The organism is Xanthomonas sp. LMC-A-07 (assembly GCF_030208825.1).
GTDB classification, from domain to species: domain Bacteria; phylum Pseudomonadota; class Gammaproteobacteria; order Xanthomonadales; family Xanthomonadaceae; genus Xanthomonas; species Xanthomonas campestris.
In genome coordinates, this window is sequence record NZ_JARVTF010000012.1 from 111,675 (window position 1) to 123,461 (window position 11,787).

12 protein-coding genes and 1 other RNA gene are annotated in these 11,787 nt (G+C 65.5%); 5 read left to right on the forward strand and 8 right to left on the reverse strand.

Annotation, left to right across the window (positions count from 1 at the left end; all coding sequences use genetic code 11):
• Nucleotides 1-69 precede the first annotated feature (69 nt).
• Genes fucP through QRM89_RS13790 form a run of 3 tightly spaced genes read left to right on the forward strand, consistent with a single transcriptional unit; the run spans nucleotide 70 to nucleotide 2,055 of the window.
• Complete coding sequence (gene fucP / locus QRM89_RS13780) at nucleotides 70-1,368, forward strand: L-fucose:H+ symporter permease (protein ID WP_070693564.1); 1,299 nt, start codon at nucleotides 70-72, stop codon at nucleotides 1,366-1,368.
• Nucleotides 1,365-1,733 carry an L-fucose mutarotase gene (locus QRM89_RS13785; RefSeq protein WP_115541539.1) on the forward strand — a complete coding sequence of 123 codons (369 nt, stop codon included), beginning with the start codon at nucleotides 1,365-1,367 and terminating at the stop codon, nucleotides 1,731-1,733. Before fucP ends, QRM89_RS13785 begins: the two co-directional genes overlap by 4 nt.
• Nucleotides 1,734-1,785: 52 nt before the next feature.
• Nucleotides 1,786-2,055, forward strand: coding sequence for a hypothetical protein (locus tag QRM89_RS13790; RefSeq protein WP_285448263.1), 270 nt, complete (start codon nucleotides 1,786-1,788; stop codon nucleotides 2,053-2,055).
• A gap of 292 nt (nucleotides 2,056-2,347) precedes the next feature.
• On the opposite strand, the gene QRM89_RS13795 is transcribed toward QRM89_RS13790, so the two are convergent.
• Both QRM89_RS13795 and QRM89_RS13800 read right to left on the reverse strand, forming a co-directional pair.
• Nucleotides 2,348-2,665 (reverse strand): hypothetical protein, encoded by a 318-nt coding sequence (locus QRM89_RS13795; protein WP_285448264.1) that lies wholly within the window; start codon nucleotides 2,663-2,665, stop codon nucleotides 2,348-2,350.
• A 324-nt stretch (nucleotides 2,666-2,989) separates the two neighbouring features.
• The gene (locus QRM89_RS13800; RefSeq protein ID WP_103702745.1) at nucleotides 2,990-4,315 is read right to left on the reverse strand and encodes an L-fuconate dehydratase; all 1,326 of its coding nucleotides are present in this window, start codon (nucleotides 4,313-4,315) and stop codon (nucleotides 2,990-2,992) included.
• A gap of 237 nt (nucleotides 4,316-4,552) precedes the next feature.
• Between QRM89_RS13800 and QRM89_RS13805 the strand changes: the two genes are divergently transcribed.
• Nucleotides 4,553-4,627, forward strand: a non-coding RNA gene (locus tag QRM89_RS13805) — sX9 sRNA.
• 310 nt (nucleotides 4,628-4,937) lie between these two features.
• Here the strand turns inward: QRM89_RS13805 and QRM89_RS13810 are convergent.
• The 4 genes from QRM89_RS13810 to QRM89_RS13825 all read right to left on the reverse strand — a co-directional run bounded on the left by QRM89_RS13810 (nucleotide 4,938) and on the right by QRM89_RS13825 (nucleotide 8,607).
• Nucleotides 4,938-5,795, reverse strand: coding sequence for a fumarylacetoacetate hydrolase family protein (locus QRM89_RS13810; protein ID WP_042595873.1), 858 nt, complete (start codon nucleotides 5,793-5,795; stop codon nucleotides 4,938-4,940).
• 168 nt (nucleotides 5,796-5,963) lie between these two features.
• Nucleotides 5,964-6,734, reverse strand: coding sequence for an SDR family oxidoreductase (locus QRM89_RS13815; RefSeq protein ID WP_161960684.1), 771 nt, complete (start codon nucleotides 6,732-6,734; stop codon nucleotides 5,964-5,966).
• Nucleotides 6,731-7,603 (reverse strand): amidohydrolase family protein, encoded by an 873-nt coding sequence (locus QRM89_RS13820; protein ID WP_285448265.1) that lies wholly within the window; start codon nucleotides 7,601-7,603, stop codon nucleotides 6,731-6,733. Before QRM89_RS13820 ends, QRM89_RS13815 begins: the two co-directional genes overlap by 4 nt.
• Nucleotides 7,600-8,607, reverse strand: a complete 1,008-nt coding sequence (locus QRM89_RS13825; RefSeq protein ID WP_285448266.1) for an aldo/keto reductase — start codon at nucleotides 8,605-8,607, stop codon at nucleotides 7,600-7,602. The genes QRM89_RS13820 and QRM89_RS13825 overlap by 4 nt, the downstream gene beginning before the upstream one ends.
• A gap of 270 nt (nucleotides 8,608-8,877) precedes the next feature.
• Here QRM89_RS13825 and QRM89_RS13830 point away from each other — a divergent pair, with 270 nt between their 5' ends.
• Nucleotides 8,878-10,512, forward strand: a complete 1,635-nt coding sequence (locus QRM89_RS13830) for a family 43 glycosylhydrolase (RefSeq protein WP_285448267.1) — start codon at nucleotides 8,878-8,880, stop codon at nucleotides 10,510-10,512.
• Between the two features lie 269 nt (nucleotides 10,513-10,781).
• On the opposite strand, the gene QRM89_RS13835 is transcribed toward QRM89_RS13830, so the two are convergent.
• Complete coding sequence (locus tag QRM89_RS13835) at nucleotides 10,782-10,985, reverse strand: hypothetical protein (protein ID WP_012439607.1); 204 nt, start codon at nucleotides 10,983-10,985, stop codon at nucleotides 10,782-10,784.
• 4 nt (nucleotides 10,986-10,989) lie between these two features.
• Nucleotides 10,990-11,553 (reverse strand): TlpA disulfide reductase family protein, encoded by a 564-nt coding sequence (locus QRM89_RS13840; protein WP_029629078.1) that lies wholly within the window; start codon nucleotides 11,551-11,553, stop codon nucleotides 10,990-10,992.
• Nucleotides 11,554-11,787 lie beyond the last annotated feature (234 nt).

Genomic DNA, 11,787 nt, shown 5'->3' on the forward strand with positions numbered 1-11,787 from the left:
CTGCGGCGCGCAGTACGCTCGCCTGCACAATCTGCGCAAGCGCCACAGCCTTGGGAGGGGAGAGGTCGCATGCATTACAGCGATACCGCCGCGTCACCGCGCGGCAACCTGGCGCGTACCGCCGTGGTGCCCCTGTTGTTGATCGTCAGCCTGTTTTTTCTATGGGGCATGGCGAACAACCTCAACGACATCCTGATCAAGCAGTTCAAGAAGGCCTTCGAGCTGTCCGACCTGCAGGCAGGGCTGGTGCAGAGCGCCTTCTACCTAGGCTATTTCGTGTTCGCGATGCCGGCGGCGATGTTCATGCGCCGCTACAGCTACAAGGCCGCGGTAGTGCTGGGCCTGCTGCTGTATGCCTGCGGCGCGTTCCTGTTCTATCCGGCCGCGCAGGTGCACACCTACTGGCTGTTTCTGCTGGCGTTGTTCGTGATCGCCAGCGGCCTGGCGTTTCTGGAAACCACCGCCAATCCGTTGGTCACCGTACTGGGCCCGGCCGATGGCGCGGCGCGTCGGCTCAATCTTGCGCAGGCCTTCAATCCGCTGGGCTCGATCACCGGCGTGCTGGTGGGCCAGCATTTCATTTTCTCCGGCGTGGAGCACACCCCAGCCGAGCTGGCGGCAATGGCGCCGGCCGCGCGCGAGGCCTTCTTCGCCACCGAATCCTCAGCCGTGCAGATGCCCTATCTGATCATCGGCGTGGTGGTGGTGCTGTGGGCGATCCTGATCGCGCTGGTGCGCTTCCCGACCGGCGATGCCGGCGTGGGCGCGGCGGCCCCCAAGCGTGCCAAGTTCGGCGAATTGCTGCGTAACCGGCTGTTCGTGTTTTCGGTGGTGGCGCAGTTCTTCTACGTGGGCGCGCAGGTCGGCATCTGGAGTTATTTGATCCGCTACCTGCAGGATGCGGTGCCGGGCACGCCGGAAAAAAGCGCAGCCACCTATCTGACCATCTCGCTGGTGCTGTTCATGGCCGGGCGCTTTATCGGCACCGCGCTGCTGCGCTATCTGGCGCCGGCCAAGTTGCTGGCCAGCTTTGCCACGATCAATCTGCTGCTGTGTGCAGTCGCGATCGCGTTGCCCGGCTGGACTGGCCTGTATGCGCTGGTTGCGGCCAGCGTGTTCATGTCGGTGATGTTCCCGACCATCTTCGCGCTGGGCCTGGATGGCATGCACGATGACGCACGCAAGCTGGGGTCTTCGTTGCTGGTGATGGCCATCATTGGTGGCGCCTTGCTCACTGCGCTCATGGGTGCGGTGTCGGACATGGCCGGCATCCATTGGGCGATGGTGGTGCCCGGTGTGTGCTTCGGCGTGATCCTGCTGTTCGCGTTGCGTGCCCGTCGTGCTGCGCCTGTGGTGGCGGGGGCATGAGCATGCAGCGGCTGTGCTATGTGCTGGATCTGCACGACGATGCGGCGTTGATTGCCCAGTACGAGCGTTGGCACCGGCCGAACGAGGTGTGGCCGGAGGTGGTGGCGTCGTTGCAGCAGGCCGGGATCGCGGAGCTGGAAATCTTTCGCAGCGGTGACCGGTTGGTGATGTTGATGACGGTCGGTGAGGATTACGACCCGGCGGCCAAGGCGACGCGTGATGCGGGGGATCCCCGCATCCAGGCATGGGAGGAGCTGATGTGGCGGTTTCAGAAGGCATTGCCTGGGAGTGCGCCTGGGGAGAAGTGGCGGGAGGCTGGGCGGATTTTTGCGTTGAGTGAGGCGGTGAGTGTGCAGCAGGGTTGAGTGCTGTTGCTTCTAAGGCGTCGCCGATTTCTTGATTGGAATTTCAGCGCTCTTGTCCAATGTGATCTTGTTTGGGCCGCTGCGTTTTGCGGTTGCGCTGACTGGAACTCTTGCCCTTGAGTGGGGTGGGCACCTTTCCGCTTTCCTTGACACCTTTGCTCTGAACTCGCGTTCGGAAGTTCAGGGGCTTTCACGCCCTTGCGGGCGCGAGTCACTTTTCTTTGCTTGTGCAAAGAAAAGTAACCAAAAGAAAGCACACCCCGTCCTCGCGCCCGGCGCGCTGCGCGCGACGGGTGCGCAAGGCCGGCAGAAATTTTTGTAAGGGACATCCGTGTCCCTTACAAAAACGTCGCGCATCCATGCGCGCCGCCCTGCGGGTTGTATCTGCCAGCCTTGCCGCTGCGGTATGGGGCCCCGGAAGCGGAATGGCAAAGCAAGAGCAGCAGCCAAAGCCAAAGCGAGTGAGCGAGTGAGCGAGTGAGAGCGAGAGTCAGCGCAACATTCGGAGCCACGCTCGAAGCAAAAAGTCGGTGCAGCAAGCATTGCAGCAGTGCCAAAGCAACAATAGCCAAGCAATAACGGCGGCTCAGGTATTAGGCGAGGGCAGTAGGTTCTCACCGGTTGGTGTGCTGCCGGCTCGCTCGCTGGAAGCGCGGATGGGCAAGCGATATCAGGCGCCAGAAGGTCTGTACATCAACGTCAGTTTCCCGACCCGGTTTGACCCGGTTTGCCAAGGCGCTGAAGAAAAGCGCGAAGAAGGCGGTCACGTTGCGTGGTGACGCCTGCGCGATGTGCCTGGCCTGTATTGGACTTGTTGTCGTGCTGTCGTGCTGTCGTGCTGTCGTGTTTTCGTGTTTTCGTGTTTTCGTGTTTTCGTGTTTTCGTGTTGCTTCGTGCTTCGTGCTTCGTGCTTCGGTGCTGACGTTGCGCACCGAAGATGCGTTTCTTGCTGTGGCGGTCGCAGTGCCGGCCGCGGCTGTTGGGCAGCCGATCGGTGTGGGGTTGTTGTGGAATGCGGCACGTTATCGTCGCTCGTTGGAGGTGCGTCACTCCACACCTGCACACTGTGTAGGCATAGCGCAGCGCCCCGCATCGCCTAGCTGTGTTTGTCAGTGCACCGCTCGGTCCACGCGCGGGGTCCACTGCAACCAACGAGAAACGGCTTCAGTCGCGATCAGGCTCAGCGAAAACTGCCTGTCGCTATTGAAGCCGTTATTGCACCGCGCACTGCTGCACACGCGGTGCGTTGACGCTGCTTAGGCCTTCGCCTTGCTGGCTGCCAGGTCTTCGACCCAGAAGCGGCCGTCGGGGTAGCTGAATTCTGCGATCGAGGCGGGGTGCATTTCTGCCGAGAAGCCGGGCACCTCTGGGGCAAGGTAGCGGCCGTGCTGGATGCGTACCGGGTCCAGGAAGTGCTGGTGCAGGTGGTCGACGAATTCGATGGCGCGGTCTTCCATCTTGCCGGTGATCGCGACGAAGTCGGCCATGGCCAGGTGCTGCACCAGTTCGCACAGGCCCACGCCGCCGGCGTGCGGGAACACGCGCACGCCGAACTTGGCGGCCAGCAGCAGGATGGCGAGGTTTTCGTTGACGCCGCCCACGCGTGCGGCATCGATCTGGATCAGATCCACCGCGCCGGCCTGCAGCAGCTGCTTGAACACCACCCGGTTCTGGGTGTGCTCGCCGGTGGAGACCGGCACCGGGGTGATGCCCTGGCGGATGGCGGCGTGGCCAAGCACATCGTCCGGGCTGGTAGGTTCTTCGATCCAGGCGATGTCGAATTCGGCCAGCTGGCGCATCCAGTCGATCGCCGGGCCCACGTCCCAGCGCTGGTTGGCGTCCACCGCCATCGCGATGTCCGGGCCGATCGCGGCGCGCGCCAAGCGGCAGCGACGGATATCGTCCTGCACGTTGGCGCCGACCTTGAGCTTGATGGTGCGGAAGCCATCGGCCACCGCTTCCTTGGCCAGGCGCACCAGCTTTTCATCCGAATAGCCGAGCCAGCCGGGCGAGGTGGTGTAGGCCGGATAGCCCTGTTCGATCAGCGTGGCGATGCGTGCTGCACGCTGCGGTTGTGCATCGCGCAGGAGGGCCAGCGCTTCGTCGCGGGTGAGGGCGTCGCTGAGGTAGCGGAAGTCGATGGTGTCCACCAGCTGCTCGGGCGTGAGCTCGGCAATGAAGCGCCACAGCGGCTTTTTCGCCGCGCGCGCGGCCAGATCCCAGGCGGCGTTGATCACCGCGCCGATCGCCATGTGCATCACGCCCTTTTCCGGGCCCAGCCAGCGCAGCTGCGAATCGTTGGTGAGGCGGCGTGCGAACGCGCCCAGGTCCGCGATCACCTCGTCCACCGACAGGCCAACCACGTGTTCGGCCAATGCGGCCACGGCGGCGGTCTGCACGTCGTTGCCGCGGCCGATGGTGAACACCAGACCGTACCCGGCCAGGTCTTCCGCGCCGTCGGTGCGCAGCACCACATAGGCGGCCGAGTAATCCGGATCGGGATTCATCGCGTCCGACCCATCGAGCTCGCGCGAGGTGGGGAAGCGGACGTCGTGGGTCTCGAGGGCGATGATGGTGCGCATGGAAGTCCTGGGCGATGGAAACGGGGAATAGGAAAATGGGTTGAAAAAACGTGAGCGAAGCGGTGCGCTTGAGCCCCTCTCCCCTCGGGAGAGGGGTTGGGGTGAGGGTACGGACGCAAAGCGCCTGAGATACTGAAGCGCTGCAATGACCATGCGCCTGCAACGCAGATCAGTAAGAGCAGCTATCAAAACGACTGCGCAGCCGCCAGGCGGGCGCGGCCGGTGCTCGGAATACTCATGTACCCACGTACATTCCGGTTCCTCCGCGCCGTCCGCACCTACCTGACGACTGCTCGCTACGTTTTGTTAGCCGCTCTAAATCAACTTCCTGACTCACTGCGCGTCGGTATCGACGCGCTGCGACGCTTGGAAGTTCAACGCCCTCGCACCCCGCATATAAAAAGTTTGCGCATGACGCATCGACACACGTGCCGACATGTCAGGCCTAACAACAAAGACACATTGCGACGAACTGCTTGGATACGTCGCTACGTACCCTCACCCCAACCCCTCTCCCGCGGGGAGAGGGGCTTAAGTTGCATCGCGCGGATGCATCATTACCTGTCTTGACTGCAAGCTCGCTCCCAGGGGACCAGCATCCCGGGAAGGGAGTTAGGCAGCTTCAAACAGCATCCCGCGGATGCGCCACCACCGGCTGACGCTGGCGGCCCAGGCCTTCGATCTCCAGCTCCATCACGTCGCCCGGCTTGAGGTACACCGGCGGCTTCTGGCCCAGGCCCACGCCCGGCGGGGTGCCGGTACTGATCACATCGCCCGGCATCAGCGTCATGTAGCGGCTGATATGGCTGACCAGTTCGGCCACGCCGAACACCATCGTGCGGGTGCTGCCGTTCTGGTAGCGGTGGCCGTTGACCTCCAGCCACATCGACAGGTTCTGCGGGTCGGCGATCTCATCGCGCGTCACCAGCCACGGGCCGATCGGGCCGAAGGTGTCGGCGCTCTTGCCCTTGACCCACTGGCCGCCGTGTTCGAGCTGGAATTCGCGCTCGGACAGATCGTTGATCACCGCATAGCCGGCCACGTGGTTCAGCGCCTCGTCCACCGACACATCGCGCGCCACATCGCCGATCACCACGCCCAGCTCCACTTCCCAGTCGCTCTTCACCGAGCCGCGCGGGATGATCACGGTGTCGTTGGGGCCGCACACCGCAGTGGTGGCTTTCATGAAAAGAATCGGCATCTTGGGCACTTCCATGCCCGATTCGGCGGCGTGGTCAGCGTAGTTCAAGCCAACGCAGATGAACTTGCCGATCTGGCCAACCGCCGCGCCGTAGCGCTGCTCGCCTTCGATCAGCGGCAGCGATGCGACATCCAGCGCGCGCAACGTGTCCAGACCGGCGTTGGTGATGTGCTCACCGGCCACGTCGCTGATCACGCCGCTCAGGTCGCGGAGCTTGCCGTCGCTGTCGATCAGGCCGGGACGTTCCTGGCCGGGGGCGCCTACGCGTACGAGTTTCATGCAGTCTTCCTTTGCAGATGAGGAATGGAGCGGCTAGCAAACCTAGCGCGCGTGCATCGGGTGGGTAAGGACGGGGTGCTCAAATCAAGGCGGACGTGCGATACAGACCACATCTGGCACTGGCCGCGTCCACGCTGTGGTGAGCGCCACCTTGATGCGTTGCCGCGCTCAGTTGGACCAGCCGCCGTCGATGATGTGGGTCTGGCCGGTGGTGAATGACGATTCGTCCGATGCCAGGTACACCACCAGCTGCGCGATCTCGCGCGGGTCGCCCAGGCGGCCCATCGGCTGGCGGTCGGTGAAGCTCTTCCACACCGCCTGCTCGTCGCCGCCGAGTGCTTGCACGCGCTGGCCCAGCGACGGCGTCTTGATGGTGCCCGGGCAGATCGCATTGCAGCGCACGCCCTGGGCCACGTAGTCGGCGGCGATCGCCTTGCTCAGGCCGATCACCGCGGCCTTGGTCACGCCGTACACGAAGCGGTTCGGCACGCCCTTGATGCTGGAAGCCACCGAGGACATGTTGATGATGCTGCCGCGGCCGCGTTCGAGCATGCCCGGCAGCACCGCCTTGCAGGTGTAGTACATCGCATCGACATTGATCGAGAACGAACGGCGCCAGGCCGGCTCGTCGCAGTCCAGAATGCTGCCCTGGTGCACGTAGCCGGCGCAGTTGAACAGCACATCGAACGGGCCGTGCGCCGCGACCAGCGCAGTGATCGCCGCCGCGTCGGTGACATCCAGCAACTGGGTGGTGATGGCGTCGGATTCGGCGGCCAGCGCCTGCAGCGCGGCGGCGTCGATGTCGGTGGCGATCACGTGCGCACCGGCGCGTGCGCAGGCCAGCGCGCTTTCGCGGCCGATGCCGGCGCCGGCAGCGGTGATCAGGCAGCGCTTGCCCTGCAGGCGGGTGCTGGGTGTAGTGGGAATGGAGACTGTCATACCGATAAGGTTCCGTGGGTGGGGGCCGCCGGCCGTGGCAGACGATAGAACGTGCGTGCGTTGTCGCCGAACACCGCCGCGGCATTGCCGTCGGCGTACTGCTGTACCAGCTGCTGTGCGATCTGCAGCCACTGTGCGTAGTCCGCGCGCTGGGTCAGCACCGGCCAGTCGCTACCCCACAGCACACGTTGCGCGCCGAAGCGTGCGAACAGATGCGCCACATAGGGCTCGAGCGTTTGCGCGGTGGCGCCGCGCGCCGCTTCGGTGAGCAGGCCGGAGAGTTTGCAGTGCACGCCGGGATGCTGCGCCAGCGCCGCGATGCCGGCGGCCCAGGCAACGAATTCGCCGGCGGCAATCGCCGGTTTGCCGCCATGGTCGACGACCACGCGTAGGCCGGGATGACGCTGCAGGCGCGCCTGCAACGCGGGCACGTGCGCGGCGCGGATCAAGGCATCGAATGCCAGGTCGTGCGCGATCAATGCATCGAAGGCGGCATCCAGCGCGGGGCTGGCCAGCCACTGCACATCGGCAATGTCCTGCACCATCGGGCGCAGGCCCTTAAGCAGGCCACCGCCGGCGCGCACCAATGCGCCGATCCGCGCGGGTGCATCGGGCGCGGCAAGATCCACCCAGCCCACCACGCCGGCGATGCGCGGGGTGTCGCGCGCCAGCTCGAACAGGTAGCAGGTTTCCGCCTCGGTGGCGGCGGCCTGCACCACCACCACGCTGTCGACATCGGCCGCATCCAGCGCGGCGCTCACATCGTCCGGACCGAAGTCGCGGTACAGCGCGCTCAGCTCCGGCGTGAGCCAGTCGTAATCGCCACGGCCCAGGTGCCAGAAATGCAGGTGCGCATCGACCCGGCTCATGGCGTGGGCAACGCCGCGTCGAGCAGGCCGTCGTCGCGCAGCCGCTGCCACAGTGCGGCCGGCACCGTCGCCTGCAGGCGCGCACTGGCCGACTGCACTTCGGCCACGCTGCGCATGCCTGCCACCACCGTGATCACCGCCGGATGCGCCAGCGGGAACTGCAACGCGGCCGCACCGATATCCACGCCGAACGCGGCGCAGGCGGCGTACAGACGCTGCGCGTGGTCCAGCGTGGCTGCATCCACCGGGGCGTAGTTATAGGTGGCGCCGGGGCCGCGCGCATCGCTCAGCAGGCCCGAGCTGTACGGGCCGGCCGACAGAATCGCCACGTTGCGTTGCTGCGCCTGGTCCAGCAGCGCGCGTGCGCCGTGCTGTTCCAGCAGGGTGTAGCGGCCGGCCAGCATCACGCAGTCGAGCGGAAACTGTGGCAGCACCTCCAGTGCCACGTCCTGCTCGTTGACGCCCAGCCCGATCGCCCCGCACGCACCGGCCGCCTTCAGCTCCGCCATTGCCGGCAAGGCCTCCTCCAAGGCCTGGCGCAGCACGTTGGCGTGGTTGTCGCCGTGGGTCAGCGCACCGATGTCGTGCAGCAACAGCACATCGATGTAGTCGGTGCCCAGGCGTTCCAGGCTGGAGGCGAACGCGCGGCGCACGCCATCGGCGCTGTAGTCGAACTCGGCGCGCCGGCCGGCCACCGCAAAGCCGTCGCGCCCGGCAACCGCCGTTGCGTCGTCATAGACGCAGCGGCCCACCTTGGTTGACAGCGTGTAGTCCGCGCGCGGCACGCCGGCCAAGCCGCGGCCCAGGCGCGCCTCGCTCAGCCCGTAGCCGTAGTAGGGAGCGGTATCGAAATGGCGGATGCCGGCCTCGAACGCGCCCGTCACCGCGGCCAGCGCGTCGCCCTCGTCGACCGCGCTGTACAGATTGCCGATCGGCGCCGCGCCAAAGCCCAGTGCCGACAACTGCACTGCGGTGCTGCCCACACGCTGGCGCGGCACATTCATGCCGGCCACCGGGTGCGCAGGGCGCGGGCGGCAAGTGGGCGAACGTGATCGGCACAGCGGTGATGCGACATCGGGGACATCCAGCAGCCGGTGGGGCCGGGCTGTTCGCATATGAATATCGCAATCATAAGTGAACAGGGCACGCTGCAGTGCAGCATATGCCGGCAGGCGCGCCTGCCAGTCGAAGTTCCTATAGCAGGGCCGATTGCGGTTGCCTGCACGCAGGTGCCGGGGCTAGATACCAGGTCCTCATGACGCCACAGGCCCTGCATGCCAACCACCACCCGGCGGGACGTATTCAAGCTGCTGGCGGCAAGTGCCGGTGCCGCCGTGGCACCGGCGGCGCTGTGCACCACCGCAGCGCCGCCGGCCGCAGCCTGCGGGCAACTCCTGCAGTGGGGGCGCGGGGTCGAGGGCCAGCGCATTGCGGATCTGGGCAACGGCACCTATCGCAATCCCATCGTGGCCGGCGACCACCCGGACCCAACCATCCTCAAGGATGGCGACGACTACTACATGACGTTTTCGTCGTTCTTCTCCTACCCGGGCATCGTGCTGTGGCATTCCACCGACCTGGTCAACTGGACGCCGATCGGCCCGGCCCTGCGCCAGCAGCTCGGCACCATCTGGGCGCTGGACCTGTGCAAGCACGACGGCCGCTACTTCATCTACATCCCGGCCAATCCGGACGACCGCGGCTGGTCGATCTTCGTGATCTGGGCCGATGACATTCGTGGCCCGTGGAGCGCGCCGATCGATTTGAAGATCGCCGGCTGCATCGACCCGGGCCACGTGGTGGGCGAAGACGGCGCGCGCTATCTGTTCGTCAACGGCATCCGCAAGATCCGTCTACGCGCCGATGGCCTGGCCACCGACGGCCCGCTCGAACCGGCGTACGCGCCGTGGCGTTACCCAGACGACTGGGTGGTGGAGAACTTCGCGCCCGAGGGCCCCAAGCTCATCTGGCACAACGGCTGGCTGTATCTGGTCACCGCGGTCGGTGGCACTGCCGGGCCGGTGACCGGGCACATGGTGATCGCCGCGCGTTCGCGCTCGGTGCATGGGCCGTGGGAACACTGCCCGCACAATCCACTGGTGCGCACGCAATCACCGCAGGAGCCGTGGTGGTCGCGCGGCCATGCCACGCTGGTGGAAGGCCCACGCGGCGACTGGTGGATGGTCTATCACGGCTACGAAAACGGCTTCCGCACGCTGGGCCGGCAGACCTTGCTGGAGCCGATCGAGTGGACCGCCGATGGCTGGTTCCGGGCCACCGGCGGTGATCTGTCCAGGCCGTTGCGTACGCCGGCGCGTCTGGCAACGGCGGCGGCACCGATGGCGACAGGCTTCGCGTTGTCGGACGACTTTTCCACCGACAAGCTTGGCACCCAATGGAGCCTGCATGCGCCCAAGCCCGGCGAGCAGGCGCGCGTGCGGCGGGCCAACCAGGCGTTGACGCTGGCCTGCGCCGGCACATCGCCGGCAGACAGCGCACCGCTGACCTGCGGCGTACCGGATCGCGCCTACGCAGCCGAGGTGACGCTGGAGCTGGTCGGCAATGCCGAAGGCGGCATCCTGCTGTTCTACAACCACAAGGCGTTCGTCGGGATCGGTTTCACCGCCGACACCATGAAGACCTACGAATATTCCGAAGAACTGGTGTGGGCACGCGCGCCCAACACGCAGCGCCACATCCGCGTGCGCCTGACCAATGATCAGCAGGTAGTGACCTACCACTATTCGTTCGATGAGGGCCGGACCTGGGTGCGCCATCCCACCCGCATGGAAGTCTCCGGCATGCATCACAACGTGTTCGGTGGCTTTCTGAGTCTGCAGCTGGGCATCTACGCCGCGCAGGAGGGCAGCGTGGTGCTACGTGATTTCCGCTATCGCGCTCTGGGTTGATGCGATTGAGTACGCGGGTGCGTTGCTGGTGCATGCGCACGTGTGGACAGCATGCGCGAAGCTGTGCGGGAACACGTTTAGGCAGCGCTACCGTCTCGGCACCTCAGCGCATGCGCACGACCAGACGTTGTGACAACAGCAGGAAAAACAGCGCACATCACGCGCGCCGTCTATTGCGACATCCCACCAGGCGCTTGCTGACTTGCACGCAGTGCGCCGCACAGTTCCCGCGTGCGGAAAAGCGGGGCCACGTGGCCCCGCCTGGCGGCTTAGCCGCAGCAATAGCACACGTTGCCTTGCCCCAATTGGCCGCCGAATTCCGGACACTCGGCCGCGCATTGCCATGCGCTGCAGGCCTCGGTCGTCGGCTGGGTGTTGCTGCCTGCCATGACCTGGAATGCGCCGAAGCCGGTACTGGCCAGGAACGCCGCCGCCACCAACGCATTGCGTACAGATAACCAACGCTTGTTCATGCACTCACTCCTTCACCGTTGCCAATGCCGCTGGCGCATCCGTGCGGCGCAACGCGGCGACCAAGTCCTGCACCCGCTCCGTGGTATCGAACAGGCCAACATGGGAATGGCGCACGCGCCCCTCCCCATCGACGGCCATCACCAATGGCACATTGCGCGCCCGAAACAGCATCAGCGCGCGGCGGTCGGTCAGCGTGACCACCGGAAAATCGAAACCATGCACGTGCGCATAGCGCGCAGCCTGCGCCGGGTCGCAATGGCAGACGCCCAACAGTTGCGGGCGGCCCGGCAGGTTGGCCTGCAACTGGCGCGCCGCACGCACCACCGTCGGCGCCGAGCGCCGGCAATACGGGCAGGTGGTGGTAAAGAAGAACAGCACTTGCGGCTGCCCCTGCGCAGCGCCCAACGTATAGCTGCGTCCATCCACACCCGGGGCAGCGATGGTCGGCACGTACATGCCGGCGTAGGGCGCAGTTACGCGCGTCTGCAGCCACTGTTGCTGCGTGCGCAATTGCTGGTTCTGCCACGCCAGCACCGCCACCAGGATGCACGCCGCCAGCAAGCCCAACCATAGCCATGGAAAACGTCGCGCCATCTGTGCTCCTGCTGCATCGCGTGAGCACGAGCCTTGTCCAGGCATCAGCAGATGGTCAATGGTGATATCGACAACTGCGATGGCGCGCGGCACCTGGATGTGGAAGCGATCACGCCGCAGCGCTTGGGCTTGCCAGTCTTCTTGCGTGACGCAGCCGTTAGTTGCGCAAGTGCAAGCGGTTGGCGCGCGGTGCGCATGTTGCCAACA

Excerpts from the sequence above, each read along its gene's own strand:
- fucP (WP_070693564.1), top strand. The coding sequence starts at position 70 with ATGCATTACAGCGATACCGCCGCGTCACCGCGCGGCAACCTGGCGCGT.
- QRM89_RS13785 (WP_115541539.1), top strand. The coding sequence starts at position 1,365 with ATGAGCATGCAGCGGCTGTGCTATGTGCTGGATCTGCACGACGATGCG.
- QRM89_RS13800 (WP_103702745.1), bottom strand. The coding sequence starts at position 4,315 with ATGCGCACCATCATCGCCCTCGAGACCCACGACGTCCGCTTCCCCACC.
- QRM89_RS13810 (WP_042595873.1), bottom strand. The coding sequence starts at position 5,795 with ATGAAACTCGTACGCGTAGGCGCCCCCGGCCAGGAACGTCCCGGCCTG.
- QRM89_RS13815 (WP_161960684.1), bottom strand. The coding sequence starts at position 6,734 with ATGACAGTCTCCATTCCCACTACACCCAGCACCCGCCTGCAGGGCAAG.
- QRM89_RS13820 (WP_285448265.1), bottom strand. The coding sequence starts at position 7,603 with ATGAGCCGGGTCGATGCGCACCTGCATTTCTGGCACCTGGGCCGTGGC.
- QRM89_RS13825 (WP_285448266.1), bottom strand. The coding sequence starts at position 8,607 with ATGAATGTGCCGCGCCAGCGTGTGGGCAGCACCGCAGTGCAGTTGTCG.
- QRM89_RS13830 (WP_285448267.1), top strand. The coding sequence starts at position 8,878 with ATGCCAACCACCACCCGGCGGGACGTATTCAAGCTGCTGGCGGCAAGT.
- QRM89_RS13835 (WP_012439607.1), bottom strand. The coding sequence starts at position 10,985 with ATGAACAAGCGTTGGTTATCTGTACGCAATGCGTTGGTGGCGGCGGCG.